Source organism: Pseudomonas sp., from assembly GCF_030696055.1.
Classification (GTDB): Bacteria; Pseudomonadota; Gammaproteobacteria; order Pseudomonadales; family Pseudomonadaceae; genus Aquipseudomonas.
Window position 1 is genome coordinate 1 of the sequence record NZ_JAUYNP010000180.1, and the last position, 26101, is coordinate 26101.

Below are 26101 nucleotides of genomic sequence, written 5' to 3' on the forward strand. Positions count from 1 at the left end.
CCACGGCGCCGGCTCGCTGCCGCCTGGCCTCGCTGGAGTACTCGGCGGTGGCCATCCGTTACAACCAGATCGCCGCGTTCGACGGCCAATACAACCATGGGAGCAGCTAATGGCTAACTTGTCGGAAACGCCCGATTACCCTGCTGGGGTCTACCAGCTCGAAACATCCGACCCGGTACTGGGCGGGCCTGGTGGCATTGCCAACCGGCAAGCCGAACAGCTGGGTAATCGCACCGCCTGGCTCAAGGCCAAGATTGATGCGTTTCTCGACGGCACCGTGGCGGTGCTCAAGGCGACCAAGCTGGCCACCGCCAGGACGCTATCAATCACTGGAGCAGCCTCTGGTAGTGCCTCCTTCGATGGCAGTGCCAATGCAGCCATCGCGGTTACCCTGACAGACAGTGGTGCTGTTGCGGGCACTTACCCCAAAGTCACCATCAACGCTAAGGGCATCGTCACCGCTGGCGCAGCGCTGGTGGCCACCGACATTCCCGGCCTGGACTGGAGCAAGATCAACAGCGGCAAGCCCACCACCCTGGGTGGCTATGGCATCACCGATGCGGCACCGATAGCGAGCCCGATCTTTACCGGCGTGCCTGCAGGACCTACTGCTGCGGCAGGAACCAACACCACCCAGTTGGCTACCACTGCTTTTGTAACCACCGCCGACAACCTCAAGGCTCCGCTGGCGTCGCCCGCACTGACCGGAATCCCGACCGCGCCGACGGCCGCTGCCAGCACCAACACGACGCAGCTGGCCACCACCGCCTTTGTGACCGCCGCCGACAACCTCAAGGCTCCGCTGGCGTCGCCCGCACTGACCGGAATCCCGACCGCACCGACCGCCGCTGGTGGCACCAACACCACGCAAGTCGCTAGCTGCCAGTTTGTAAACGAGGCGGTCAGTGGCCGGTTGGCTAAAAGCAGTACCGGCGGCACGTTGACGCTGACCGCCGATGAGGCCGGGATGGCGATCCTCTACTTCTCGGGCGCGCTGACATCGGCACTGAGCGTCATTGTTCCCGCCAGCCCGACTAAGTCGTGGCTGGTGCATAACGCCACCACGGGGGCTTTTACCCTAACGGTAAAGACCTCGGCGGGAACCGGCGTGGCCGTGGCACAAGGCAAGCGCAACTTCGTCTATAGCGATGGTACGAACGTGGTGGACGCATTCACCGACTTCGAGTCGGTCGGTCTGACCGGAATCCCGACCGCACCTACGGCCGCTCCCGGCACCAACACCACCCAGCTGGCCAGCACAGCATTCGTCATCGCCCAGATTCTCGCGTCCCTGCGCGGGCTTCCGTGCTTCCACGCAACGCCGACTTCGGGCCAGTCGCTGTCCGCCACCGTCACCACGCGCATCAACTTCGGCACGGAGGTTTTCGACCTCGCCAACAACTTCAACCCGGTCAACAGTACCTTCACTGTGCCCGTAACTGGCTACTACGAGTTCGACGCGGCGGTGCACTACACCGGCAACGGCTCCTCTGCGGATAACGGCGGGGTTGAGATATGGGTCAACGGAGCAGTCGCGCGCCGCATCGCGGAATCCTACGGCCCCCGCAACCAGATATCCGGTTCCTCAGGCCCCATGTACCTCGAAGCAGGCAACACAGTGCAGGTCTACGCCTGGTCTGACGTGGCCGCGAGCATCAACCCATTCCCAGCACTGACCTATTTCAACGGACGGAGAATCTCCTGATGCGCGACGCCATCTTGCACCTCTTCCCTGGCGCGGTAGTCGGCCGCGACTTCACCCTGCGCGACGACGGCGAGGGCCCCTACATTGATCAGTGGAAGTTGCCGTCTCCGAAACCTTCGCCCGCGCAATTACTCATAGCCGGCAATGAGGCGTTGTGCGGCACCCTGTGCAAGGCTATTGACCGGGCCGCCGATGCCGCCCGAGTTGCAGTCGTAGGTGCCCCCCTGCGCGATGAGGAATACAAGCTCGCGGCGACTGAGGCCAAAGCCTTCAAAGCCGCCCGCTACCCTGCCGAAGCAGTACCCCGCACCGTTGCCGCCTGGGCCATCGGTGGCCGTACCGCCCAGCAAGCCGCCGACAACATCCTGGTCGAGTCTGCCGCCTACACCGAGGCGTTGTACCAGATCCGCGAGGCGCGCCTAGGGGCCAAAGAAATGGTGCGCCAGGCAATGATCGCTGGTGAGGTGGATCAGGCGCAGGACATCGCCGCCGAAACCATTGCCGCCATCGAGTCGGCCATGTCCGGCATCGGCAACTCGAGGGGGTAAGCATGGGCAGCATTCAGCTTCTGTTTAGTACCAGCCGCTATCCGTTCAGCACCCTGATCCGCGCGGCCACCTGGTCGCGCTGGAGCCACGTTGCGCTGGTGGCCGGGCCTCATGTGATAGAGGCCTCGGCGCTGGAGGGTGTTCGGCAAATATCCAAGAGCTACGCCATCAGCCATGCACTCGACTATTGCCTGGTTGATCTGCCAGCCCGCGACCCGCAAGCCATCATTGACGCCGCGCGTAGCCAAATCGGTAAACCTTACGACTGGACGGCCATTGCGGGCCTAAGCCTGCACCGGGACTGGCAAGAGGAGGATTCGTGGTTCTGCTCGGAGTTGGTGGCTTGGGCTGCAGCTCAAGCTGGAGAGGTCTGGTTTCGCCCTGATGCTTTGCGTCGGGTGACACCACAACATCTGTGGATGCTGCCGCCGCATCGGGAGATGTGCCAGGCAGCCATATAAAGAGAGGGCGATCAGCTTGAGTGCACTAACACCCAAGCTGATCACCAGTTAGCAGATCTAGCCTGCAAACCAGCCAAGGCCCCCTGCTCACGCGCGAGCGGCGGGGAGCCTACCAGAAGCGCAAAGGGTTTGTAGATGATGCAAGAAATTAGATGCGGCCATTGTGGCCGCAAGCTGGCAGCTGCCAGTGGTTTCACCGAGTTGCAGATCAAGTGCCCGCGTTGCCGGACACTGAACCACCTGAAGGCCGAGAGCCTCCTGACACCGCCATCGAGCGCCACTAGCCATCAGGAGGCACCATGTCCGCACAACCGATCATCCCCTGGATAGGCGGCAAACGCCGTCTCGCCGATCGCATTTTCCCGCTGTTCCCAGCTCACAGTTGCTACGTCGAACCCTTTGCCGGTGGGGCCGCACTGTTCTTCCTGCGGCCGGTACCGGCCGAGGTTGAGGTGTTGAATGACGTCAACGGTGACCTGGTCAACCTCTACCGGGTGGTGCAGAACCACTTGGAGGAGTTCGTCAGACAGTTCAAATGGGCGCTGAGCAGCCGACAGGTGTTCAAGTGGCTGCAGATGACCAGGGTCGAAACGCTCACCGATATCCAGAGGGCCGCACGCTTCTACTACTTGCAGCAGTCGGCCTTTGGTGGCCGTGTGGCGGGTCAGAGCTATGGCACTGCTACCACCACGCCACCAGGTCTTAACCTGCTGCGCATTGAAGAGGCACTGTCCGCAGCCCACCTACGCCTCAGTAGCACCTACATCGAGCACCTGAGTTGGCAGGAAGTGATCAAGAAGTACGACCGCGAGCACACGCTGTTCTACTGCGATCCGCCGTACTGGGAGACCGAGGGCTACGGTGTCCCGTTCGAGTACAGCCAGTACCTGGAGATGGCCAAGGTGATCGGCGAGATCAAGGGCAAGGCCATCATCAGCCTGAACGATCACCCGGCGATCCGTGAGGCGTTCGCCGGCTATCACATCGAGACAACCGACATTAAGTACACGGTGGGTGGCGGCAAAGGGAGTGAAGCGAAGGAGGTGCTGATCTTCAGCTGGGACATCCTGGCCGAGCCAGCAGGCCTTTTCTAAGATTCTCTTGCATACTATGCAAAAGGGGCTGAAGTGATTTATCTCACGTCAGCCCCTCAATTTTTCGCGCGCGGCGTCATGCAGCATAAAAAAACCGCCGGAGGGCGGTTTTTTCGTTGCGCTACAAATTACAGGCCGTTAGCGGCTTTGAACTCGCGGCGGCGGCGGTGCAGCACGGGCTCGGTGTAGCCGTTCGGCTGCTTGGTGCCTTCAACCACCAACTCAACAGCGGCCTGGAAGGCGATGTTGCTGTCGAAGTTGGGCGCCAATGGGCGGTACTGGGCGTCGCCCGCGTTCTGACGGTCGACCACCGGCGCCATGCGCTTGAGGCTTTCCATCACTTGCGCCAGGCTAACCACGCCGTGGCGCAACCAGTTGGCGATGTGCTGGCTGGAGATGCGCAGGGTGGCGCGGTCTTCCATCAGGCCGATGTCATTGATGTCCGGCACTTTCGAGCAGCCGACGCCGTGGTCGATCCAGCGCACCACGTAGCCGAGGATGCCCTGGGCGTTGTTGTCCAACTCGTTCTGCACTTCGGCGGCAGTCCAGTCGGTGTTGGGCGCCAGCGGGATGGTCAGAATGTCATCCACCGAGGCACGTGGGCGCTTGGCCAGTTCGGCCTGACGGGCGAACACGTCAACCTGGTGGTAGTGCATGGCGTGCAGGGCGGCGGCGGTGGGCGACGGCACCCAGGCGGTGTTGGCGCCGGCCAGTGGGTGGGCAACTTTCTGCTCAACCATGGCGGCCATCAGGTCGGGCATGGCCCACATGCCTTTACCGATTTGCGCGCGGCCTTGCAGGCCACAAGCCAGGCCGATATCGACGTTCCAGTTTTCGTAAGCACCGATCCACTTCTCGGTCTTCATGGCGCCTTTGCGGACCATGGCGCCGGCTTCCATGGAGGTGTGCAGCTCGTCGCCGGTGCGGTCGAGGAAGCCGGTGTTGATAAACACCACGCGCTCGCTGGCGGCTTGGATGCAGGCCTTGAGGTTGACGGTGGTGCGCCGCTCTTCGTCCATGATGCCGACTTTGAGGGTGTTGCGGGTCATGCCCAGCACGTCTTCGATGCGGCCGAACAGCTCGTTGGTGAAGGCTGCTTCTTCGGGGCCGTGCATCTTCGGTTTAACGATGTACATCGAGCCGGTGCGGCTGTTTTTGCGGGTGCTGTTGCCTTGCAGGTCATGCAGGGCGATCAGGCTGGTGACCAGGCCGTCCATGATGCCTTCCGGAACTTCGAAGCCGTCTTTGTCGACGATGGCGTCGATGGTCATCAGGTGGCCAACGTTACGCACGAACAGCAGCGAGCGGCCGTGCAGGGTCAGGCTGCCACCGTTGACGGCGCTGTAAACGCGGTCCGGGTTCATGGTGCGGGTGAAGGTAGTGCCGCCCTTGGCGACTTCTTCGGCCAAATCGCCCTTCATCAGGCCCAGCCAGTTTTTGTAGATGACTACCTTGTCATCAGCATCGACGGCGGCGACCGAGTCTTCGCAGTCCATGATGGTGGTCAGGGCGGCTTCCATCAGTACGTCTTTAACCCCGGCGGCGTCGGTCTGGCCGACTGGGGTGGTGGCGTCGATCTGGATTTCAAAGTGCAGGCCGTGGTGCTTGAGCAAAATGGCGGTCGGCGCGGCGGCTTCGCCCTGGAAACCGATCAGCTGAGCGTCGTCTTGCAGGCCGCTGTTGCTGCCGCCTTTGAGGCTGATGACCAGCTTGTCGGCTTCGATGCGATAGGCGCTGGAGTCGACGTGGGAGCCGGCGGCCAATGGCGCTGCTTGGTCAAGGAAGGCGCGGGCGTAAGCGATCACTTTGTCGCCGCGGACCTTGTTGTAGCCTTTACCTTTTACGGCGCCGTCGGCTTCGCTGATCACGTCGGTGCCGTACAGGGCATCGTACAGCGAGCCCCAGCGGGCGTTGGAGGCGTTCAGGGCGAAGCGCGCGTTCATCACCGGCACTACCAGCTGCGGGCCGGCCAGGCGGGCGATTTCTTCGTCGACATTTTCGGTAGTGATGCTGAAATTCGCCGGCTCCGGCAGCAGGTAGCCGATTTCTTGCAGAAAGGTTTTGTAAGCGCTGGCGTTATGGGCCTGACCGGCGCGGGCTTGGTGCCAGCCGTCGATCTGGGCCTGGATAGCGTCACGCTTGGCCAGCAGGGCGCGGTTTTTCGGCGCCAGGTCATTGATGACCTCTTCGGCGCCCGCCCAGAACTGCTCGACTGCAATGCCGGTACCGGGAATCGCTTCGTTGTTCACGAAGTCGAACAGGACTTTGGCGACCTGCAGGCCACCGACTTGAACGCGCTGAGTCATTGCTTGCCTCTCTCTATCGAAATCAACTCTAAGAACCTATTTAAGCTCTGTTGCAGGCGGCGCAATTACGGCGTGAGCGACGACCTTGAATAGGTTCTAAACCGAGGCCGGGCGGCCATGTAGTCGAGGCGGCGGATACTACATGATGCGGCTGAAAAAATCAGCGGGTGACAGTCGCTACGCGACTAACAGCGCTGCTGTGGTCACCCCGAACTGCTGGCTATACTGGCTTGAACCACTTATTACGAGGTCTTTATGTCGGTTACTGCAGTCACCCCCCATGATCTTGACGCTTTGCTGCCGCTGTTTGCCGGCTACCTGGAGTTTTACCAGGTGCCCCGGCCGATTGCGGAGATTCGCCGCTTTTTGCAGGCCCGGCTGACCAAGGGCGATGCGCAATTGTTTATTGCCCGCGATCCGCAGGGCGCCGCCCAGGGTTTTGTGCAGTTGTATCCGCTGCAGGCGTCCTTGGCGCTGCAGTCATCTTGGTTGCTCAGCGACCTGTATGTGGCGCCCAGCGCTCGTCGCCAAGGGGTTGCTGAACTGCTGATGAATACCGCGCGTGAACATGCGCAGGCCAGCGGCGCCTGTGGTTTGCAGCTGGAAACCGCCAAGACCAACCTGGCCGGGCAGGCGCTGTATGAGCGTTTGGGTTATGTTCGTGATGAGGTGTATTACAGCTATTGGTTGGCGCTGCCGGGCAATTGAGCGGCTAGGCTGGCTCTATCACTACAGGCTGCATTAAGGAGACGACAGTGGATCATCTGGTCTTGACGGTAATAGCCCCCGACCAACCGGGGCTGGTGGAAAAAGTCGCGCAATGCATCGCCGCCCATGGCGGTAACTGGCTGGAAAGCCGCATGTCACGGATGGCCGGACAGTTCGCTGGGATTCTCAAGGTGGGCGTGCCGGCCGAGGCCTACGACGAGTTGGTCGAGGCGCTGCAGGCCCTTAGCGCCCAAGGGATTCGGGTGTTGCTGGCGCAAAGCGGAATAGATCCGTCCTGCACCTGGAAGCCGATCTTGCTGGAGCTGGTCGGCAACGACCGGCCGGGGATAGTGCGCGACATCACCCGCCTGCTCAGCGAGCACGGGGTCAACCTGGAAAGCCTGCAGACCGAAGTGCGGCCGGCGCCGATGAGCAGCGAGCCGTTGTTTCATTGCGAGGCGTTGCTGGCCGTGCCCCTGACCCTGAAGCTGGAAGTCTTGCAGGAGAAGCTGGAAGCCTTGGCCGATGACCTGATGGTCGAGCTAAGCCTGCGCACCGAGGTTTAACGCGGTTCTGTCATGGTGCTGGATATGTGTAGGCTGTACTCGCCGCAGGCAGTACGGCACTGGTCGATGCAGCGCCATGGCGGACTGTTCGCTGCGCTCCTGAGTCCGTCCTACGCCGCCCCACGTCGCCTCACACTGTGGCCATAGGTTTTTCGCTCAGCTGCGCCTGCGCCGGCTGATCCAGGCATCGAGGCTATAGACCAGCAAACCGGCCCAAATGAAACCAAAGGCCAGCAGTTTGTTGGCGTCCAGATGCTCATCAAATAGCCACACCGCCTGCAGCAGCACCAGAGTTGGCGCCAGGTACTGCAAAAAGCCCAGGGTGGTGTAAGGCAGATGGCGGGCGGCGGCGTTAAAACACAGCAGCGGCAGCAAGGTGATGGGCCCGGCGGCCAGCAACCAGAGCGCCGTGCTGTCGCTCCAAAACGCCGCTTGGGCGCTAATCGCTTGTGGGTTGAAGAGCAGCCACAGCAGCGCCAGTGGCAGCAATAACCAGGTTTCCACCACCAAGCCGGGCAGGGCGGCGACCGGGGCTTTTTTACGGATCACACCATAAAAGCCAAAGCTGAAGGCGAGCGCCAGCGACAGCCAGGGCAAGCTGCCCAGCAGCCACAGTTGCTGCAAGACTCCGCACGCGGCCAGGCCCACCGCCAGCCATTGCAGGCGGCGCAAGCGCTCACCGAGCAGCAGCATGCCCAGCAGCACATTGACCAGCGGGTTGATGTAGTAGCCGAGGCTGGCGGCCAACATCTGCTCGTTATTCACCGCCCAGACATACAGCAGCCAGTTGCAGGCAATCAGCAGGCCGCTGACCGTCAATACCAACAAGCGTTGCGGGTGGGCGCGCAGCTCGCGCCACCAGCCAGGGTGTTTCCACACCAGCAGTAATAACGAGCCGCAGAGCGCCGACCAGAGCACCCGGTGGACCACAATTTCGGCGGACGGCACCTGCGCCAGCAGCTTGAAATACAGAGGGAATAAACCCCAGATCGAGTAGGCGCTAAGCCCCAGCAAATAGCCGCGGCGCAGGTTGACGCTGTTCATGCACAATCCTTGCAATGAGTCGGCGTTTGCCGCCAGAAGTGATTAGAAAAATCTCGTCGTTAACGGTTGGGCAACGACTCGTAGGATGCGGTTGAGCGCAGCGATACCCATGCTGGGCGGCCGATGGGTATCGCTGTGCTCCATCCTACAAAGAGCTGTGGCGCGCAGCGGATAACGGCTGCAGCGTCATCTAAAACAGGCGCAGCGGCTCTTCATCCAACGCCGCCAGTTGCTCGCGCAGCAGCAGGATTTGTTCGTGCCAGTAGTGCTCGCTGCCAAACCAGGAGAAGTTCAGCGGGAACGCCGGGTCATCCCAGCGGCGCGCCAGCCAGGCGCTGTAATGCATGATGCGTAAGGCCCGCAGGCCTTCGATCAGCCCCAGCTCGCGGGGGTTGAAGTCGTGAAACTCTTGATAGCCTTCCATTAGCTCCGACAGTTGTGCCAGCCGCTCATAGCGCTCGCCGCCGCCGAGCATCATCCACAAATCTTGCACCGCCGGGCCCATGCGGCAGTCATCCAGATCGACCATATGAAAGCTGTCATCGCGGCACAGCAGGTTGCCGGGGTGGCAGTCGCCATGCACGCGGATCGGCGTGTAAGCCGTGCCGGCAAACAAGCTGTGCAGGCGTTTGAGCAAGTCGCCGGCCACGCTTTGATAAGTGGCTTGCAGGCTGCGCGGGATAAAGTTGCCTTCCAGCAAAGTGGCCAGCGAGGCATCGCCAAAATGGCTGACGCTGGTGACCTCGCGGTGCACGAAGGGTTTGATCGCCGACACCGCATGCAGGCGTCCGAGCAAGCCGCCGAGGCGATACAGGTGATCCAAATTGCCCGGCTCCGGCGCCCGGCCACCACGGCGGGGGAACAGCGCGAAGCGAAAGCCGGCGTGCGTAAACAGGGTTTCGCCGTCGCGCACAATCGGTGGGACTACCGGCACTTCCAGCTCGCTGAGCTCCAGGCTGAAGCTGTGCTCTTCGCGGATCGCCGCATCGCTCCAGCGCTCGGGGCGATAAAACTTGGCGATCAGCGGTTGCTGCTCGTCGATGCCGACTTGGTAGACGCGGTTCTCGTAGCTGTTGAGTGCCAGCACTCGGGCGTCGGACAGATAACCAATGCTCTCAACGGCGTCCAGCACCAAGTCAGGAGTCAGTGCGGCAAAGGGATGCGACATGCGCGTTAGTCCACAAGAGATAAGGTTGCAGTCTACTCGTTTAACCTTCGCCGGGCTTTGGCGTGCGCGCCAGGCAGTAGACATCCACCCGCGCGGCGCCGGCCTTGCGCAGCAGGCGGGCGATGCTTTCGGCGGTGGCGCCGGTGGTCAGCACATCATCGACCAGGGCCAGATGCAGGCCCTTTACCTGGCTGTCTGGAGCCAGGGCAAAGGCACGGCGCAGGTTGCGCTTGCGCGTGGCCGCGTCCAGTTGCTGTTGCGCCGGGGTGTCGAGCACCCGCTGCAACCAGTGGGCTTGCAGAGGTAAGTGCAGCTGTTGGCTTAGCCACTGAGCGAGCAGCGCCGCCTGATTAAAGCCGCGTTGGCGTTGCCGCTTGCTGGCCAGCGGTACCGGCAGCAACAGGTCGGGTCGGGGCAGGCCTTCGGCGAAGGCGTGCAACAAATGTTGTGACAACAACTCACCGAGCAGACGTCCCAATGGCCACTTGGCCTGATGCTTGAACCGGGTGATCAGGCTGTCGATGGGGAAGGCGTAGCGCCAGGGCGCTTCCACCCGCTGGAAGCTCGGCGGTCGTTGCAGGCAGGCGCCGCAACTCAGGCCGTGAACCGGCAGGGGCAGGGCGCAGACCTGGCAATGGCCGCCGAGCCAGGGCAGTTCGGCTTCGCAGCTGCTGCAGATGGCCAATGCGCCGTCTGCTGGCTCGTCGCAGAGTAAACAGTGCTGTTTGTTTTTTAACCAGTTGTAAACCTGCTGGAGCCTATTGGGTTGACAGCGCATAAGCCTTCCATAAATATGCCGAACATCCGTGTCGCCTCTGACTGTAGCAAGGCGTCGCCAACAACAAGGAATTACCGATGAGCGCTACCACCGCCGCCAACCTGCGTCACGACTGGACCCTCGCCGAGGTCAAGGCGCTCTTCGAGCAACCCTTCAACGACCTGCTGTTCCAGGCGCAGACCGTGCACCGCGCGCATTTCGACCAGAACCGCGTGCAGGTCTCGACCCTGCTGTCGATCAAGACCGGCGCTTGCCCGGAAGACTGTAAGTACTGCCCGCAGTCCGGCCATTACAACACCGGCCTGGAAAAGGAAAAACTGCTGGAAGTGCAGAAGGTGTTGGAGGCGGCCGCCGAGGCCAAGGCCATAGGTTCCACCCGCTTCTGCATGGGCGCGGCCTGGAAGCACCCCTCGGCCAAGGACATGCCCTACGTGCTGCAGATGGTCGAAGGGGTGAAAGCCATGGGCCTGGAAACCTGCATGACCCTGGGCAAGCTCGACAAGGAGCAGACCGCCGCCCTGGCCGCCGCCGGCCTGGATTACTACAACCACAACCTGGATACCTCGCCGGAGTTCTACGGCAATATCATCACCACCCGCACCTACGCCGACCGCCTGGAAACCCTGGCCTATGTACGCGATGCGGGGATGAAGATCTGCTCCGGTGGCATCCTCGGCATGGGCGAGTCGCTGGACGACCGCGCCGGTCTGCTGATCCAGCTGGCCAACCTGCCGGAGCACCCGGAGTCGGTGCCGATCAATATGCTGGTGAAGGTCAAGGGCACGCCGCTGGCCGACGAGCAGGACGTCGACCCCTTCGACTTTATCCGCATGCTCGCCGTGGCGCGGCTGATGATGCCGCAGTCGCATGTGCGCCTGTCCGCCGGTCGCGAGGCGATGAACGAGCAGATGCAGGCCCTGGCGTTCTTCGCCGGCGCCAACTCGATCTTCTACGGCGAGAAACTCCTGACCACCGCCAACCCCCAGGCCAGCAAGGACATGCAGCTGTTCGCCCGCCTCGGCATCCAGCCGGAAGCGCGCGAAGAGCACGCCGACGAAGTGCACCAGGCGGCCATCGAGCAGGCCCTGGTCGAACAGCGCGATTCCAAGCTGTTCTATAACGCCGCGGTCTGACCTTCTCGAACCTGTAGGAGCCAGCTTGCTGGCGATCCCGATTGACGGAGATCGCGAGCAAGCTCGCTCCTACAAATCCAGCTGAGCTGTCCATGCCCTTCGATCTCACTAGCCGCCTCGCCGAACGCCGCGCCGCCAATCTCTATCGCCAGCGCCCCTTGCTCGACTCGCCGCAAGGCCCCGTGGTGCGGGTCGACGGCCGCGAGCTGCTGGCCTTCTGTTCCAACGACTACCTCGGCCTGGCCAATCATCCCCAGGTGATCGAAGCCTGGCGCGCCGGCGCCGCGCGTTGGGGGGTGGGCGGCGGCGCCTCCCATCTGGTGATCGGCCACAGCACGCCGCACCACCAGCTGGAAGAGGCCTTGGCCGAATTTACCGGGCGGCCGCGGGCGCTGCTGTTTTCCACCGGCTATATGGCCAATCTGGGTGCGGTCACCGCATTGGTCGGCCAGGGCGATACGGTGCTGGAAGACCGTCTCAATCACGCCTCCTTGCTGGACGCCGGCCTGCTCTCCGGGGCGCGCTTCTCCCGTTATCTGCATAACGATACTGTCAGCCTGGCCAACCGCCTGCGCAAGACCCTGGGTAATTGCCTGGTGGTGACAGACGGGGTGTTCAGCATGGATGGCGATCTGGCCGACCTGCCGGCGCTGTGCGCCGAGGCGCGGCGTGCCGATGCCTGGGTGATGGTCGATGATGCCCACGGCTTCGGCCCGTTGGGCGCTACCGGCGGCGGCATAGTCGAGCACTTCGGCCTGGGTATCGATGATGTGCAGGTGCTGGTCGGCACCTTGGGCAAGGCCTTCGGCACCGCCGGTGCCTTTGTCGCCGGCAGCGAGGAGTTGATCGAAACCCTGGTGCAGTTCGCCCGGCCCTATATCTACACCACCAGCCAGCCCCCGGCCCTGGCCTGCGCCACCTTGAAAAGCCTGGAGCTGCTGCGCAGCGAGCACTGGCGGCGCGAGCACCTGAACGCCCTGATCCAGCGTTTTCGCGCCGGCGCCCAGGCGATTGGCTTGCAGTTGATGGACAGCGCTACGCCTATCCAGCCGATCCTGGTCGGCGACAGCGGCCGCGCCATGCAGTTGTCCCAGCTGCTGCGCGAGCGCGGTTTGCTGGTCACCGCCATACGTCCGCCCACAGTGCCGGCCGGCAGCGCACGGCTGCGCGTGACCCTGTCCGCGGCCCACAGCCTGGAACAGCTGGAGCTGCTGCTGGAAGCCCTGGCCGAATGCTGGCCGCTGCTGACGGCCGAGGGGGCAGGCCATGCGTGACCGGCTGATTCTGCTCCCCGGCTGGGGCCTCGGCAGCGCTCCTCTGGAGCCCTTGGCCGAGGCCTTGCGCGGCCTCGATCCGCGCCTGCAGGTCGAGATTGAACCGCTGCCCCTGCTGGACTCCAGCGACCCGGCCGACTGGCTGGACGAGCTGGACGCCAACCTGGCGCAAGACGCCTGGCTCGGCGGCTGGTCCCTGGGCGGCATGCTGGCTGCGCAGTTGGCGGCGCGGCGCGGCGAGCGCTGCACTGGCCTGCTGTGCCTGGCCAGCAACCTGCGTTTTGTCGCCGAGCCAAGCTGGCCGAGCGCCATGGCGACCGAGACCTTCGGCGCCTTTCGCCAGGGCTGCGCGCTGGATGCCCGCGCCACCCTGAAACGCTTCGCCCTGCTCTGCGCCCAGGGCGCGGCCGACCCGCGCGGGTTATCGCGTTTATTGCTGGGGGCGGCACCTCAGGCGCAGCCCGAGACGCTGCTGGCAGGCCTGGATCTGCTGGCCACGTTGGATAGCCGTGGCGCCTTGCAGGCCTTTGTCGGCCCGCAGCTGCATCTATACGCCGGTCAGGATGCCCTGGTGCCGGCTGAGACGGCGCAAGCGCTATTGGCGTTATTGGCCGATGTCGAGATCGGCCTGATCGATAGCGCCAGCCATGCCTTCGCCCTGGAGCGCCCCCACGAGATAGCCGCGGCTATTCAGGCCTTTCTGCATGAGGCCGGCGATGACTGATTGGGCGCAAGACCCGCTAAGCGGCCTGCCGGACAAGCGTCAGGTGGCCGCCTCCTTCTCCCGCGCCGCCGAGAGCTACGACAGCGTGGCGGCGCTGCAGCGCGCGGTGGGCAGCGAGTTGCTCACGCGCTTACCGCAGTCGTGCAGCCCGCAGCGTTGGCTGGACCTGGGTTGCGGCACCGGGTATTTCAGCCGCGCCCTGGGCCAGCGTTTCGCCAGCGCCGAGGGCCTGGCTATGGATATAGCCGAAGGCATGTTGCGCCACGCCCAGCCCCTGGGTGGCGCGCAGCACTTTATCGCCGGGGATGCCGAGCGCTTGCCGCTGCAGGCTGAGTGTTGCGACCTGCTGTTTTCCAGCCTGGCGTTGCAATGGTGCGCGGATTTTTCGGCGGTACTGCGCGAGGCCAAGCGGGTGTTGCGTCCGGGCGGCGTGCTGGCCTTTAGCAGCCTGTGCGTCGGCACCTTGCAGGAGCTGCGCGACAGCTGGCATGCGGGGGACGGCTTCGTGCACGTCAACCGCTTCCGCCACTTCGAGGATTACCAGCAACTCTGCGCCGCCAGCGGTCTGCAGTCGCTGAGTCTGCAAAGCCGCGCCCAGGTGCTGCATTACCCGGATCTGCGCAGCCTGACCCACGAGCTGAAAGCCTTGGGCGCGCATAACCTCAACCCCGGGCGCCCGGGTGGCCTGACCGGTCGCGCGCGCATTCTCGCGCTGGTCGAGGCCTACGAGCGCTTCCGCCAACCCCAGGGGCTGCCGGCCACCTACCAGGTGGTCTACGGCGTGCTGCGCAAGGAACAACAGGCATGAGTGCGACCTTCTTCGTCGCCGCTACCGATACCCCGGTTTTCGGTCGAGAGTCGGTAAAACCAGCCGTGAAGGGATTGCTATGACCCGGGCCTTTTTCGTTACCGGCACCGATACCCTGGCTTTCGGTAGAGAGCCGGCAAGACCAGCTGCGCAGGGTGGATTGCTATGACTCAGGCCTTTTTCGTTACCGGCACAGATACGGACATCGGTAAAACCACCATAGCCGCCGGCCTGTTGCATGCCGCGCGGATGGCCGGGCTGTCCACCGCCGCGGCCAAGCCGGTGGCGTCGGGTTGTCAGCAAACGCCTGAAGGCCTGCGTAACGAGGATGCCCTGGCGCTGCTCGGCGAATGCAGCCTGGCGCTGCGCTACGAGGAGGTCAATCCGCTGGCCTTCGCCCCCGCCATCGCCCCCCATCTGGCGGCCCGTGAGGCCGGTGTGCTGCTGGACGTGGCGGCGTTGCAGGGCCCGGTGCAGGCGATTCTGGATAAACGCGCCGACCTGTGCCTGGTCGAAGGCGTGGGCGGTTGGCGGGTGCCCTTGGCCGGGCAGGCGTCCCTCTCGGACCTGGCGATCGCCCTGGATCTACCGGTGATTCTGGTGGTCGGCGTGCGCCTGGGCTGCATCAATCAGGCCGTGCTGACGGCCGAGGCGATAGTCCGCGATGGCCTGGTCTTGGCCGGTTGGGTGGCCAATCTGGTCGATCCGCAGACCTCGCGCCTGCAGGACAATCTGGCGACCCTGGCCGAGCGTCTGCCGGCGCCCTGCCTGGGTTATGTGCCGCGCCTGGCTGCAGCCACGCCGGCCGCCGTGGCGAGCCATCTCAATCTGGACGTACTGTGGGATATAAGCCAGGAGGCATAAGCAGGGCTTGTGCCATAGCTTTTTACCTGTACGTTTTTCGAGCAATCTCTGCTTCAATGAAAACCAATACTGTTCTGCCTCTGTGGCGGGAGCTTGGCTATGGAAATCTCCGGTAACGCCTTCAATGCAGGCATCAGCACCATTCAAGCGGGACAGCGGCGCCTCGATCAGGCCGCCGCCGATATCGCCAGCACTGCTGTTACGCCCCCAGAACAACCCCCTTCGACGCCTCCGCCGAATCAGGTCAATCCGGCACCCAGTACGGCAGAGCAAACCCGCCCCGATCTGGCCGAGAGCCTGGTGGCCCTGGAGCAGGCGCGGAATGAAGTTCAGGCGGGCGCCAAGGTGGTGAAAACCGCCGATGAAGTCTTGGGTACTTTGATCGACACCAGCGCTTGAGCGGTTTGCCCCAAGCCTAGGCAAGGCTGGTAGTACGGCAGTCAACTCAGGGGCGAGGAGCGATTGCATGCACATTGGCGGCGCAGGGTTCTATTCCGCGCCTGCAGCGTCCTTACTGCCGGCTCGCTCGTTTACGTCCCCTGTTTCTCCAAGCCTATCTCCCGCTGTCTCCAGCGACAGCAATAGTCCCTCCCAAGCACCGCTAGCTACTCCCCAGCCCTTGGCTGAGGAGCAACCATCCGCGTCTGGCCGTGAGGAAGCGGATAAGCCAGTCGAGCAGTCCTCCCGCTCCGAGCAAGAAGCCAAGGGCGAGCCCAGCCCGCAGCAGCAACGCCTCGAACAACTGGAAATCGCCAAGCTCAGCAAACGTGATCAAGAAGTGCGCGCCCACGAGCAGGCCCATGCCGCCGTGGGTGGTCGTTACGCGGGGGCGCCCAGTTATACCTTTAGCCACGGCCCGGATGGCAAGCGCTATGCGGTGGGTGGCGAGGTCAGCATCGACTCAGGCCCGGTGCCGAACGACCCCGAAGCCACATTGCGCAAGATGGAGATAGTGCTGCGGGCGGCCTTGGCCCCGGCCGAGCCGTCCGCTCAGGATCTGCGTATCGCCGCCCAGGCCCAGGTACAGATAGCCGCCGCGAGCGCCGAACTGAACGAGTTGCAGCGCAGCGAAGCGGCGGCTGCGCGTGAGGCACGTGAAGCGCGGGCGCAGGCCGAAGAAGAACAGGAAAAAGAGCGGGCGGAGCAGGACAAATCCGCTGAGCCGGCGCGGCAGGAGTTGCCGCCACCGCCTAGTCTTGAGCTGTACCGGCGCTTGGGCGAGTTGCAGGAGCCGGCCCAGGCGATCGATCTGGTTGCTTAGGGGTGCTTGACAATAAATAGGCATAAACGTATGTTTCAAACGCCTGTTTGATTCTCTTGGTTGCCAAGGGGTGATCAAGTGCCGGGATTGCTCCCGAAACGACCGAATTTCCGGTCACCTACACACAAAGAATTCCACCGCAGAGGTTAACCGCTATGCCTGATTACAAGGCCCCCTTGCGTGATATCCGTTTCGTTCGCGACGAACTGCTCGGCTACGAAGCGCATTATCAGAGCCTGCCTGGTTGCCAGGACGCCACTCCGGACATGGTCGACGCCATCCTCGAAGAAGGCGCCAAGTTCTGTGAGCAGGTATTGTCCCCGCTGAATCGTGTAGGTGACCTCGAAGGCTGCACCTGGAGCGAGTCCGGCGTTAAGACCCCGACCGGCTTCAAGGAGGCTTACAAGCAGTTCGTCGAAGGCGGCTGGCCGAGCCTGGCGCACAACGTCGACCACGGCGGCCAAGGCCTGCCGGAGTCCCTGGGTCTGGCCATCAGCGAAATGGTGGGCGAGTCCAACTGGTCCTGGGGCATGTACCCGGGCCTGTCCCACGGCGCGATGAACACCATTGCCGAGCACGGTACTAGCGACCAGCGGCACACCTACCTGACCAAGCTGGTTTCCGGCGAGTGGACCGGCACCATGTGCCTGACCGAACCGCATTGCGGCACCGACCTGGGCATGCTGCGCACCAAGGCCGAACCGCAGGCCGACGGCAGCTACAAGGTTTCCGGCACCAAGATCTTTATCTCCGCTGGCGAACACGACATGGCCGATAACATCGTCCACATCGTACTGGCCCGCCTGCCCGACGCGCCGCAAGGCACCAAAGGCATCTCGCTGTTTATCGTGCCGAAGTTTATGCCCAAGGCCGACGGTTCGGCTGGCGAGCGCAACGCCGTCACCTGTGGCTCGATCGAGCACAAGATGGGCATCCACGGTAACGCCACCTGCGTGATGAACTTCGACGGCGCCACCGGCTACCTGATCGGCCCGGCGAACAAAGGCCTGAACTGCATGTTCACCTTTATGAACACCGCGCGTCTGGGTACCGCACTGCAAGGTCTGGCCCACGCCGAAATCGGCTTCCAGGGCGGCCTGAAGTACGCTCGCGAGCGTCTGCAGATGCGTTCCCTGACTGGCCCGAAAGCGCCGGACAAAGCCGCCGACCCGATCATCGTGCATCCGGACGTGCGCCGCATGCTGCTGACCATGAAGGCCTTCGCCGAAGGCAACCGCGCCATGGTGTACTTCACCGCCAAGCAGGTTGACATCGTCAAGTACAGCCAGGACGAAGCCGAGAAGAAGCAGGCCGACGCGCTGCTGGCCTTCCTCACCCCGATCGCCAAAGCCTTTATGACCGAAGTCGGCTTCGAAGCCGCCAACCACGGCGTACAGATCTATGGCGGCCACGGCTTTATCGCCGAGTGGGGCATGGAGCAGAACGTTCGCGACAGCCGCATCTCCATGCTGTACGAAGGCACCACTGGCGTTCAGGCCCTCGACCTGCTGGGTCGCAAGGTGCTGCAGACCCAGGGCGAAGCGCTGAAAGGCTTCACCAAGATAGTGCACAAGTTCTGCCAGGCCAACGAAGCCAACGAGGCGGTCAAAGCCTTCGTCGAGCCGCTGGCCAAGCTGAACAAGGAGTGGGGCGACCTGACCATGAAAGTGGGCATGGCCGCGATGAAAGACCGCGAAGAAGTCGGTGCCGCTTCGGTGGACTACCTGATGTACTCCGGTTACGTCTGCCTGGCCTACTTCTGGGCCGACATGGCCCGCCTGGCTGCCGAAAAGCTGGCTGCCGGTACTGCAGAAGAGGCCTTCTACAAGGCCAAGCTGCAGACCGCACGCTTCTACTTCGCGCGCATCCTGCCGCGTACCCGCGCTCATGTTGAAGCCATGCTGTCCGGTGCAGGCAACCTGATGGAAATGGACGAAGAGCACTTCGATCTGGGCTACTAAACCCCGGTTCCAGCGCAGGTTTAAAAAACCGCTGCCCTTAGGGGTGGCGGTTTTTTTATGTCCGCGAGAAGACGGCTGGAGTAAGCAGCAGCTCGTCGATTTGCGCAGCAGTTCCCGTGCGTAATCCCTTGGTTGCAGGCACACTGCGTCGCACTATTGGGTTTTCGACCGGTCCGTGGAGCTTGTCTTGTCGCGCTTTGCCGCTGTGCGTTTCAGCCACTTTCTGCCTTCGCTGCTGTTGCTCGGCGGCGGGATGCTGCTCGCCAGCCTGTCTGCCCTGAGCGAGTTCTTCACCTCCCTGTTCAACGTCTTGCCGACCCTGCTGCTGTTGCTCGGCGGCGCCTTCTGCCTGGTCTATGGCCGCCAGCGTGAGTTGTTCCTGCTACTGGTGCTCTACTCCGGCTATTTCCTCCTGGATATCCAGGTCGATCATTTCCGCGAGAAGGCCCAGGTGCGCGCCGATGCGGCCCTGGTGTTCCACCTGTGCAGCCTGCTGCTGCCGCTGTTTTATGGCCTGTACGCGGCCTGGCAGGAACGCACCCACCTGCTCCAGGACCTGGTAGCGCGGGCCGCGGTATTGCTGGCGGTGGGCGCGGTGGCGCTAGGCCTGGCCCGGCGTTTTCCCGAGGCGCTGTTGCAGTGGTTGGCGCAGGTGCGTTGGCCGGCCTTGCAGCTGGAAGGGCTGAGCCTGGTGCAGTTGGCCTACCCGGTGTTTCTGCTGGGTTTCGTCCTCTTGCTGGTGCAATACCTGCGCGCGCCCCGGCCGCTGCATGCGGCGCAGTTGCTGGGCTTGTGCGGCCTGCTGTGGATGCTGCCGCAGACCTTTATCCTGCCCCATGCCCTGCATGTGATGAGCAGCCAGATCATGTTGATGCTGGTGGTGGCGGTGGCCCACGAGGCCTACCAGATGGCCTTTCGCGACGAGCTGACCGGGCTGCCGGGGCGCCGCGCCTTGAATGAGCGCCTGCAGCGTTTGGGCCGTAACTATGTGATCGCCATGGCCGACGTCGACCACTTCAAGAAATTCAACGACAGCCACGGCCACGATGTCGGCGATCAGGTGCTGCGCCTGGTGGCCAGCCAGCTGCGCAAGATCGGCGGTGGCGGCAAGGCCTACCGTTACGGCGGCGAGGAGTTCACCCTGGTGTTTCCGGGCAAGAGCGTCGAGGAATGCATCCCTCATCTGGAGCAGGTGCGCGAGGCCATCGAGCACTACCGCTTGCAGCTGCGCGACAAGCAGCAACGGCCCCGGGACGATAAGCAGGGCCGCCAGCGTCGGGCGGGCGCGGCGGCGACTCAGGTGTCGGTGACCATAAGCATGGGGGTGGCCGAGCGCAGTGCCGAGCACGGTAGCCCAGAGCAGGTGATCAAAGCGGCGGACCAGGCCCTGTACGGCGCCAAGAGTGCCGGGCGCAACTGCATTCGCAGCCATGGCCAGCGGCGTGGTGCGGTCAAGCTTGCGCGTGCGCGTGGCTGAGAACCTGTCTACGATCTGCTGCGCGTCGGCGATACTGCGTTAGAAATGGCCTCGGGCTGCTCATTTACAGCCAGTAAACTCCGCGCCCTCGGCCATTTCTGCCTTGTCTCGCTCTAGCTCGCAAGATCGTAAACAGGTTCTTGGCGTGGTCGTTTATGGCAGCGCATTCAGCGCATGCACTGTCGTTGTGATGGGCGCCGTCCTGGTCGAAGCTGCGGGTCTTAGAACCTGCCTACGATCTGCTGACGGAGACTCCCCATGCCCGAGTACAAGGCCCCGCTGCGCGATATGCGCTTTCTGATCGATGATGTCTTCGACTTTCACGGCAGCTACGCCGCCCAGGGCGCCAGCGATGCCAGCCCGGATATGGTCGGCGCCATCCTCGAAGAAGGGGCCAAGTTCTGCGAGCAGGTGCTGGCGCCGCTAAACCGTTCCGGCGATGAAGAAGAGTGCCAGTTCAATAACGGCGTGGTGACCACCCCGAAAGGCTTCAAGGAAGCCTTCGCCCAGTACGCCGAAGGCGGCTGGATGGGCCTGGCCGCAGACCCGACCTACGGTGGCCAGGGCCTGCCGCATTCCCTCGGTTTGCTGATCAGCGAGATGGTCGGCGCCAGCAACACCTCCTGGGGCATGTACCCGGGCCTGACCCACGGCGCCATGTCGGCGATCCACGCCCATGGCAGCGAAGCGCAGAAGCAGACCTACCTGACGCGCATGACCGCTGGCAGCTGGACCGGCACCATGTGCCTGACCGAAGCCCATTGCGGCACCGACCTGGGCCTGATCAAGACCCGCGCCGTGCCTCAGGCCGATGGCAGCTACGCGATCAGCGGCAGCAAGATCTTTATCTCCGCTGGCGAGCACGATATGAGCGAGAACATCGTGCATCTGGTGCTGGCCAAGCTGCCGGACGCGCCGGCCGGTACCAAGGGTATCTCGCTGTTTATCGTGCCCAAGTTCCTGCCCAATGCCGAGGGCGAGGCCGGCGAACGCAATGCCGTGAGCTGCGGTTCGATCGAGCACAAGATGGGCATCAAGGCCTCGGCCACCTGCGTGATCAACTTCGACGGCGCCACCGGCTACCTGATAGGTGAGGCCAACAAGGGTCTCAACTGCATGTTCACCATGATGAACCACGCGCGCTTGGGTACCGGTATGCAGGGCCTGTGTCTGGGCGAGGCGAGCTTCCAGGGCGCCCTGAAATACGCCAACGACCGGCTGCAGATGCGCGCGCTGACTGGCCCGAAAGCGCCGGAAAAAGCCGCCGACCCGATCATCGTGCACCCCGACGTGCGGCGCATGCTGCTGACCATGAAGGCCTTCAACGAAGGCAACCGCGCCCTGGCCTACTTCACCGCGCAGCTGCTCGATCAGGCGCACGCGGGAGGCAGCGCCGAGCAGCGCGCAGAGGCGGAAGACCTGCTGGCCTTCCTCACCCCCATCTGCAAGGCCTTTATGACCGAGACCGGCCTGGAGGTGACCAACCACGGCATGCAGGTGTTCGGCGGCCACGGCTTTATCCGTGAGTGGGGCATGGAGCAGCTGGTACGTGACTGCCGCATCGCGCCTATCTACGAAGGCACCAACGGCATCCAGGCCCTCGACCTGCTCGGACGCAAGGTGCTGGGCAGCCAGGGCAAGCTGCTGCGCGGCTTTACCAAGCAGGTGCACAAGTTCTGCGAAGCCCAAGCCGCGCATCCGCAGCTCAAGGATCAGGTCGCTCAACTGGCGAGCCTGAACCAGCAGTGGGGCGAGCTGACCCAGAAGATCGGTCTGGCGGCGATGAAGAATCCCGACGAGGTCGGCGCGGCGTCCATGGACTACCTGATGTATTCCGGCTACGTCACTCTGGCCTACTTCTGGCTGCGCATGGCCGTGGTTGCCCAGCGCAAGCTCGAAGCGGGCGAGGGCGAGGCGGCCTTCTACCAGGCCAAGCTGGCCACCTGCGAGTTCTACTTCAAGCGTCTGTTGCCGCGTACCGCTGCCCATGTGCTGGCGGCCGAGGCGGGTAGCGCCTGCATGATGAGTTTGCCGGCCGAGCATTTCGCGCTCTGACCAACGGCATCTATACGTAAGAGCCCGCCGTATGGCGGGTTTTTGCTGACTAAAGCCCTACAAACGATTAGTGAATCAGTGGTCACGACGCGACCCTATGTGTCTGAAAAGTTGTTCGGTTAGACTTCAAACACGTTTGTATACCCACACCTCTGTATACCCGTTGCTTCGTTCGAGGATTGCTCCATGGCTGACTACAAAGCTCCCCTGCGCGATATGCGCTTCGTACTCAATGAAGTGTTCGAAGTCTCCAAGCTATGGGCCCAACTGCCGGCCCTGGCCGAAGTGGTGGACGAAGACACCGCCGCCGCCATCCTGGAAGAGGCCGGCAAGGTCACCGCGGGTATCATCGCGCCGCTCAATCGCAGCGGCGACGAAGAAGGCTGCTCCTGGGCCAACGGTTCGGTGAAGACCCCGGCCGGCTTCCCGGATGCCTACAAGACCTACGCCGAAGGCGGCTGGGTTGGCGTCGGTGGCGACCCGGTATTCGGCGGCATGGGCATGCCCAAGGCGATCTCGGCCCAGGTCGAGGAAATGGTCAACTCGGCCAACCTGTCGTTCGGCCTGTACCCGATGCTGACCGCCGGTGCCTGCCTGTCGATCAACGCCCACGCCAGCGAAGAGCTGAAAGAAAAATACCTGCCGAATATGTACGCCGGCACCTGGGCTGGTTCCATGTGCCTGACCGAGCCGCACGCCGGCACCGACCTGGGGATTATCCGCACCAAGGCCGAGCCCCAGGCCGACGGCAGCTTCAAGATCAGCGGCACCAAGATCTTTATCACCGGTGGCGAGCACGACCTCAGCGAGAACATCATCCACCTGGTGCTGGCCAAACTGCCGGACGCCCCGGCCGGTCCGAAAGGCATCTCGCTGTTCCTGGTGCCGAAGTTTATGGTCAATGCCGACGGCAGCCTGGGCGAGAAGAACGCGCTGTCCTGCGGCTCGATCGAGCACAAGATGGGCATCAAGGCGTCCGCTACCTGCGTGATGAACTTCGATGGCGCCACCGGCTGGATAGTCGATGCGCCGAACAAGGGCCTCGCCGCCATGTTCACCATGATGAACTACGAGCGCCTGGGCGTGGGTATCCAGGGCCTGTCCCTGGGCGAGCGCAGCTACCAGAACGCCGTGGAATACGCCCGCGACCGTATCCAGAGCCGCGCGCCGACCGGCCCGCAGGCCAAGGACAAAGCCGCCGACCCGATCATCGTGCACCCGGACGTGCGCCGCATGCTGCTGACCATGAAAGCGCTGAACGAGGGCGGTCGCGCCTTCTCCAGCTACGTGGCCATGCAACTCGACACCGCCAAGTTCAGCGAAGACGCCGCTACCCGCAAGCGCGCGGAAGAGCTGGTGGCCCTGCTCACGCCTGTGGCTAAAGCCTTCCTCACCGATATGGCGCTGGAAACCACCACCCACGGCCAGCAGATCTTCGGCGGCCACGGTTATATCCGTGAGTGGGGCCAGGAGCAGCTGATCCGCGACTGCCGCATTACCCAGATCTACGAAGGCACCAACGGTATCCAGGCCCTCGACCTGGTCGGGCGCAAGGTGGTCGGCAGCGGCGGTGCGTTCTACAAGCACTTCGCCGAAGAGATCAAAGCCTTCACCGATTCGGCCGACAGCAACCTGGCCGAGTTCGTCACGCCGCTGAAGGAAGCCATCGGCAACCTGGAGCTGATGACCGCCGATCTGCTGGAGCGGGCCAAGGCCAACCCCAACGAAGTCGGCGCCGCCTCGGTGGAGTACCTGCAGGTGTTCGGCTACACCGCCTACGCCTATATGTGGGCACTGATGGCGCGCACCGCCCTGGCCAAACAGGATCAGGATGCGTTCTACGTCAGCAAGCTGGGCACCGCGCGCTTCTTCTTCGCCCGCATCCTGCCGCGCATCCATTCCCTGACCGCTTCGGTCAAGGCGGGTAGCGAGAGCCTGTACCTGCTGGACGCCGCGCAGTTCTAAGCTGTACTGCGTAACGTAAAAAAGCCCCGGCCTAATCAGCCGGGGCTTTTTCTTGGATAGGTTCCCGTTATCTGTTGCTCGCGGTTTTTGTCGGGTGGGTTAGCGGCGCGGTACGCCGGCCGAGAATCCACACGCGACAGTGGCGCGGCGCGTAACCCACCAGGCAATGGAGCGGGTTGCGTCGATGGTGGGTTACGCCGCGTCCCGAATGGCGTGATGCTTGGCAATGGCGGCATGCGCCTAACCCACCCTACGAATTTGCTTACCCCTGACGCCGGCCTAGAGGCGGAAGCTGCCCATCTGCGAGCTGAGGTCGTCGGACAGCTTGCGCAGGGTTTTGCAGTCCTCCTGGCAGTGTTTGGCTTCCTCGGTGGTGGCGTGGGCGATATCGGCGATGCCCTGGACGTTGCGGTTGATCTCCTCGGTCACCGATGACTGTTGTTCGGTGGCGGTGGCCACCTGGGTGTTCATGTCGCTGATATGTTCGATCTGCTGTGCGATGGTCTGTAGCGAGTGCTGGGTGTGCTGGCTCTCCTCCACGCCGGTGTTGGTCGCCGATTGCCCGGCGTGCATGGAGGCCACCGCGTTTTCCGCGCCCTGCTTGAGGCGCTGGATCATCTGCTGGATCTCGTCGGTGGAGCCCTGGGTGCGCCCGGCCAGGGTGCGTACCTCGTCGGCCACCACGGCGAAGCCCCGGCCCATCTCGCCCGCGCGCGCCGCCTCGATGGCGGCATTCAGCGCCAGCAGGTTGGTCTGTTCGGAGATGCCGCGGATCACCGACAACACCTGGTCGATGGAGGCGACCTGGCCGGCCAGTTCGCCCACCGCCTTGGCGGCTGCGCCGATGTCATCGGCCATCTTCTGAATATGCTGCACCGAGTCGCTGACTATATGGTCGGCCTGGTGCGCCTCCTGGCGGGCGCTTTGCGAGGCCTGGGCCGCGCTGCTGGCGTTATGCGCGATCTCCTGCACGGTCAGGCCCATCTCATGCACGGCGGTGGCCACCAACTCGGTCATCTGGTTCTGCTGCGCGGCGCGCGCGGCCGTGTTGTCCACCACCTTGGCTACCTCGGCGACCGCCGAGTGCAGGCGGGCGCTGCTGTTCAAGGCGTCGCCGATCAGGGTTTTCAGCTTGTCGGTCATGCGTTGCACATTGCCCAGGGCGCTGTCCGGCCGGGCCGGGGGAATCTCCACGGCGAGGTTGCCGGAAGCCAGTTCGTTGAGTACCCGATCCAGCACCGCGGGCTTGGCCCCCAGCTGCTGCAGGGTCTGGCTGCGGCCCAGGTAGATCAGGGCGATGATCTCCGCGATCAGGGCCAGGAGCACCGCGACGAACAGGTATTGCCCACGGCTCAAGGCCCGATCGGCCAGCAGCACCTCTTGGCCGGTGCGCTCTTCGACCAGGGCGAAGAAGTCGTCCACCGGCTGCATGATCTTGGCCTTGAAGTTGTGGTAGTCCTTGCCGTGCAGCAGGTTACGCGCCAGCTCCAGATCGGGCGCGGCGTCGCGGCTGTATTTGCCTTGCTCATCGAGGAACTTGCCTTTCACCGCGTTCATCGCCTTGACCTCGAGCTGCACCAGGCCGTCGGAATTGGCCTGCGCTTGCTGCAGCTTGGAGAACTCTTCCTCGGTGAAGCCGGCTTGGCGCATCAGGTCCGCCAGGGCGATGGTTTCGCCATCCGGGCGCGGCTGGGCGATGCCCGCGGCGACGAAATCCCAGTAGATCCTGTGGTAACTCTGCGGGCGCGGCGCCTTGCCGTTGCGGATATCGAGGATCTGCAGGTATTGCCGCTCGTACTCGGGGTCGGTACTGACCACATAGGTGCGGCCGAGGCGGGTCAGGTCATCTGAGCTTTGCCGCAGTTCATCGGCCAGCAGGTAGGAGGTGTAGCGGTTGTCGCTGACCTGGCGTAGCTCGGAGGAGGCTTGCTGCATGGCGAAGAAGGCATAGAGCAAGGTCGCGAAGGTGGTCGCGATGGCCAGCAGCAGGGCGGGAATGGCCTTCGAGGTAGTGTTGCTGTTCATGGCGTCTGACCTCTGGATACGCCGGCGTCGCCCGCCCGCCTACCCGAGGCCAAGAAGTTGGATGCAGCGTAGCTCTGTTTCGACTATCCCTGTGGTCTGGTTACGGCTGTTCGTCTTGCGCCTGGGGTGGCGTGAGGTACGCCGGCTGGGATTGGGCGGCGCGGGAGGGCCCGCGC

At 63.4% G+C, this 26101-nt stretch carries 23 protein-coding genes; 18 read left to right on the top strand and 5 right to left on the bottom strand.

Annotated features, from left to right (window positions below):
- Window positions 1-109 precede the first annotated feature (109 nt).
- The 5 genes from Q8Q83_RS10495 (at window position 110) to Q8Q83_RS10515 (ending at window position 3808) form a co-directional block, all read left to right on the top strand.
- Window positions 110-1705 carry a hypothetical protein gene (locus Q8Q83_RS10495; RefSeq protein WP_305623484.1) on the top strand — a complete coding sequence of 532 codons (1596 nt, stop codon included), beginning with the start codon at window positions 110-112 and terminating at the stop codon, window positions 1703-1705.
- The gene (locus Q8Q83_RS10500; RefSeq protein WP_305623486.1) at window positions 1705-2253 is read left to right on the top strand and encodes an XkdW family protein; all 549 of its coding nucleotides are present in this window, start codon (window positions 1705-1707) and stop codon (window positions 2251-2253) included. The genes Q8Q83_RS10495 and Q8Q83_RS10500 overlap by 1 nt, the downstream gene beginning before the upstream one ends.
- A gap of 2 nt (window positions 2254-2255) precedes the next feature.
- Window positions 2256-2714 (top strand): YiiX/YebB-like N1pC/P60 family cysteine hydrolase, encoded by a 459-nt coding sequence (locus Q8Q83_RS10505; RefSeq protein WP_305623488.1) that lies wholly within the window; start codon window positions 2256-2258, stop codon window positions 2712-2714.
- A 138-nt stretch (window positions 2715-2852) separates the two neighbouring features.
- Window positions 2853-3044 carry a Com family DNA-binding transcriptional regulator gene (locus Q8Q83_RS10510; protein WP_371132395.1) on the top strand — a complete coding sequence of 64 codons (192 nt, stop codon included), beginning with the start codon at window positions 2853-2855 and terminating at the stop codon, window positions 3042-3044.
- Entirely contained in the window at window positions 3014-3808 is a 795-nt protein-coding gene (locus Q8Q83_RS10515) for a DNA adenine methylase (RefSeq protein WP_305623491.1), read from the top strand. The genes Q8Q83_RS10510 and Q8Q83_RS10515 overlap by 31 nt, the downstream gene beginning before the upstream one ends.
- Before the next feature lie 128 nt (window positions 3809-3936).
- On the opposite strand, the gene Q8Q83_RS10520 is transcribed toward Q8Q83_RS10515, so the two are convergent.
- Window positions 3937-6114 carry a malate synthase G gene (locus Q8Q83_RS10520; RefSeq protein ID WP_305623493.1) on the bottom strand — a complete coding sequence of 726 codons (2178 nt, stop codon included), beginning with the start codon at window positions 6112-6114 and terminating at the stop codon, window positions 3937-3939.
- Window positions 6115-6369: 255 nt separating this feature from the next.
- Between Q8Q83_RS10520 and Q8Q83_RS10525 the strand changes: the two genes are divergently transcribed.
- Both Q8Q83_RS10525 and Q8Q83_RS10530 read left to right on the top strand, forming a co-directional pair.
- Window positions 6370-6822, top strand: coding sequence for a GNAT family N-acetyltransferase (locus tag Q8Q83_RS10525; RefSeq protein ID WP_305623495.1), 453 nt, complete (start codon window positions 6370-6372; stop codon window positions 6820-6822).
- A gap of 47 nt (window positions 6823-6869) precedes the next feature.
- Window positions 6870-7388, top strand: coding sequence for a glycine cleavage system protein R (locus Q8Q83_RS10530; RefSeq protein ID WP_305623497.1), 519 nt, complete (start codon window positions 6870-6872; stop codon window positions 7386-7388).
- A gap of 156 nt (window positions 7389-7544) precedes the next feature.
- On the opposite strand, the gene rarD is transcribed toward Q8Q83_RS10530, so the two are convergent.
- The 3 genes from rarD to Q8Q83_RS10545 all read right to left on the bottom strand — a co-directional run bounded on the left by rarD (window position 7545) and on the right by Q8Q83_RS10545 (window position 10378).
- Complete coding sequence (rarD, locus tag Q8Q83_RS10535) at window positions 7545-8432, bottom strand: EamA family transporter RarD (RefSeq protein WP_305623498.1); 888 nt, start codon at window positions 8430-8432, stop codon at window positions 7545-7547.
- A gap of 190 nt (window positions 8433-8622) precedes the next feature.
- Window positions 8623-9600: a serine/threonine protein kinase gene (locus Q8Q83_RS10540; protein WP_305623500.1), complete on the bottom strand. Its 978-nt coding sequence runs from the start codon at window positions 9598-9600 to the stop codon at window positions 8623-8625.
- 40 nt (window positions 9601-9640) lie between these two features.
- Window positions 9641-10378 carry a ComF family protein gene (locus tag Q8Q83_RS10545; RefSeq protein WP_305623502.1) on the bottom strand — a complete coding sequence of 246 codons (738 nt, stop codon included), beginning with the start codon at window positions 10376-10378 and terminating at the stop codon, window positions 9641-9643.
- Between the two features lie 77 nt (window positions 10379-10455).
- On the opposite strand from Q8Q83_RS10545, the gene bioB reads away from it, so the two are divergent.
- From bioB to Q8Q83_RS10600, 11 genes are all read left to right on the top strand, one after another.
- Window positions 10456-11511, top strand: a complete 1056-nt coding sequence (gene bioB, locus Q8Q83_RS10550) for a biotin synthase BioB (RefSeq protein ID WP_305623503.1) — start codon at window positions 10456-10458, stop codon at window positions 11509-11511.
- Window positions 11512-11603: 92 nt separating this feature from the next.
- Window positions 11604-12785, top strand: coding sequence for an 8-amino-7-oxononanoate synthase (gene bioF / locus Q8Q83_RS10555; RefSeq protein ID WP_305623504.1), 1182 nt, complete (start codon window positions 11604-11606; stop codon window positions 12783-12785).
- Complete coding sequence (locus Q8Q83_RS10560; RefSeq protein ID WP_305623506.1) at window positions 12778-13509, top strand: alpha/beta fold hydrolase; 732 nt, start codon at window positions 12778-12780, stop codon at window positions 13507-13509. Before bioF ends, Q8Q83_RS10560 begins: the two co-directional genes overlap by 8 nt.
- Window positions 13502-14317 (top strand): malonyl-ACP O-methyltransferase BioC, encoded by an 816-nt coding sequence (gene bioC, locus Q8Q83_RS10565; protein WP_305623508.1) that lies wholly within the window; start codon window positions 13502-13504, stop codon window positions 14315-14317. The genes Q8Q83_RS10560 and bioC overlap by 8 nt, the downstream gene beginning before the upstream one ends.
- A gap of 165 nt (window positions 14318-14482) precedes the next feature.
- A complete protein-coding gene (bioD, locus tag Q8Q83_RS10570) occupies window positions 14483-15181 on the top strand; it encodes a dethiobiotin synthase (RefSeq protein WP_305623509.1) in 699 nt (232 codons plus the stop codon).
- 99 nt (window positions 15182-15280) lie between these two features.
- A complete protein-coding gene (locus Q8Q83_RS10575) occupies window positions 15281-15580 on the top strand; it encodes a hypothetical protein (protein WP_305623511.1) in 300 nt (99 codons plus the stop codon).
- Between the two features lie 220 nt (window positions 15581-15800).
- Window positions 15801-16442, top strand: coding sequence for a putative metalloprotease CJM1_0395 family protein (locus Q8Q83_RS10580; protein ID WP_305623513.1), 642 nt, complete (start codon window positions 15801-15803; stop codon window positions 16440-16442).
- 155 nt (window positions 16443-16597) lie between these two features.
- Entirely contained in the window at window positions 16598-18403 is a 1806-nt protein-coding gene (locus tag Q8Q83_RS10585) for a phenylacyl-CoA dehydrogenase (protein WP_305623514.1), read from the top strand.
- Window positions 18404-18590: 187 nt separating this feature from the next.
- Window positions 18591-19880: a diguanylate cyclase gene (locus Q8Q83_RS10590; protein WP_305623516.1), complete on the top strand. Its 1290-nt coding sequence runs from the start codon at window positions 18591-18593 to the stop codon at window positions 19878-19880.
- 258 nt (window positions 19881-20138) lie between these two features.
- Window positions 20139-21935, top strand: coding sequence for an acyl-CoA dehydrogenase C-terminal domain-containing protein (locus Q8Q83_RS10595; protein WP_305623517.1), 1797 nt, complete (start codon window positions 20139-20141; stop codon window positions 21933-21935).
- Between the two features lie 186 nt (window positions 21936-22121).
- Window positions 22122-23900 carry an acyl-CoA dehydrogenase C-terminal domain-containing protein gene (locus Q8Q83_RS10600; RefSeq protein ID WP_305623518.1) on the top strand — a complete coding sequence of 593 codons (1779 nt, stop codon included), beginning with the start codon at window positions 22122-22124 and terminating at the stop codon, window positions 23898-23900.
- A gap of 279 nt (window positions 23901-24179) precedes the next feature.
- Here Q8Q83_RS10600 and Q8Q83_RS10605 read toward each other — a convergent pair whose 3' ends face one another.
- On the bottom strand, window positions 24180-25925 hold the full coding sequence (locus tag Q8Q83_RS10605; RefSeq protein WP_305623520.1) for a methyl-accepting chemotaxis protein: 1746 nt from the start codon (window positions 25923-25925) through the stop codon (window positions 24180-24182).
- Window positions 25926-26101: the final 176 nt, after the last annotated feature.

Coding starts and splice junctions, on each gene's coding strand:
- Q8Q83_RS10495 (WP_305623484.1), top strand. CDS start 110: ATGGCTAACTTGTCGGAAACGCCCGATTACCCTGCTGGGGTCTACCAG.
- Q8Q83_RS10500 (WP_305623486.1), top strand. CDS start 1,705: ATGCGCGACGCCATCTTGCACCTCTTCCCTGGCGCGGTAGTCGGCCGC.
- Q8Q83_RS10505 (WP_305623488.1), top strand. CDS start 2,256: ATGGGCAGCATTCAGCTTCTGTTTAGTACCAGCCGCTATCCGTTCAGC.
- Q8Q83_RS10510 (WP_371132395.1), top strand. CDS start 2,853: ATGCAAGAAATTAGATGCGGCCATTGTGGCCGCAAGCTGGCAGCTGCC.
- Q8Q83_RS10515 (WP_305623491.1), top strand. CDS start 3,014: ATGTCCGCACAACCGATCATCCCCTGGATAGGCGGCAAACGCCGTCTC.
- Q8Q83_RS10520 (WP_305623493.1), bottom strand. CDS start 6,114: ATGACTCAGCGCGTTCAAGTCGGTGGCCTGCAGGTCGCCAAAGTCCTG.
- Q8Q83_RS10525 (WP_305623495.1), top strand. CDS start 6,370: ATGTCGGTTACTGCAGTCACCCCCCATGATCTTGACGCTTTGCTGCCG.
- rarD (WP_305623498.1), bottom strand. CDS start 8,432: ATGAACAGCGTCAACCTGCGCCGCGGCTATTTGCTGGGGCTTAGCGCC.
- Q8Q83_RS10540 (WP_305623500.1), bottom strand. CDS start 9,600: ATGTCGCATCCCTTTGCCGCACTGACTCCTGACTTGGTGCTGGACGCC.
- Q8Q83_RS10545 (WP_305623502.1), bottom strand. CDS start 10,378: ATGCGCTGTCAACCCAATAGGCTCCAGCAGGTTTACAACTGGTTAAAA.
- bioB (WP_305623503.1), top strand. CDS start 10,456: ATGAGCGCTACCACCGCCGCCAACCTGCGTCACGACTGGACCCTCGCC.
- bioF (WP_305623504.1), top strand. CDS start 11,604: ATGCCCTTCGATCTCACTAGCCGCCTCGCCGAACGCCGCGCCGCCAAT.
- Q8Q83_RS10560 (WP_305623506.1), top strand. CDS start 12,778: ATGCGTGACCGGCTGATTCTGCTCCCCGGCTGGGGCCTCGGCAGCGCT.
- bioC (WP_305623508.1), top strand. CDS start 13,502: ATGACTGATTGGGCGCAAGACCCGCTAAGCGGCCTGCCGGACAAGCGT.
- bioD (WP_305623509.1), top strand. CDS start 14,483: ATGACTCAGGCCTTTTTCGTTACCGGCACAGATACGGACATCGGTAAA.
- Q8Q83_RS10575 (WP_305623511.1), top strand. CDS start 15,281: ATGGAAATCTCCGGTAACGCCTTCAATGCAGGCATCAGCACCATTCAA.
- Q8Q83_RS10585 (WP_305623514.1), top strand. CDS start 16,598: ATGCCTGATTACAAGGCCCCCTTGCGTGATATCCGTTTCGTTCGCGAC.
- Q8Q83_RS10595 (WP_305623517.1), top strand. CDS start 20,139: ATGCCCGAGTACAAGGCCCCGCTGCGCGATATGCGCTTTCTGATCGAT.
- Q8Q83_RS10600 (WP_305623518.1), top strand. CDS start 22,122: ATGGCTGACTACAAAGCTCCCCTGCGCGATATGCGCTTCGTACTCAAT.
- Q8Q83_RS10605 (WP_305623520.1), bottom strand. CDS start 25,925: ATGAACAGCAACACTACCTCGAAGGCCATTCCCGCCCTGCTGCTGGCC.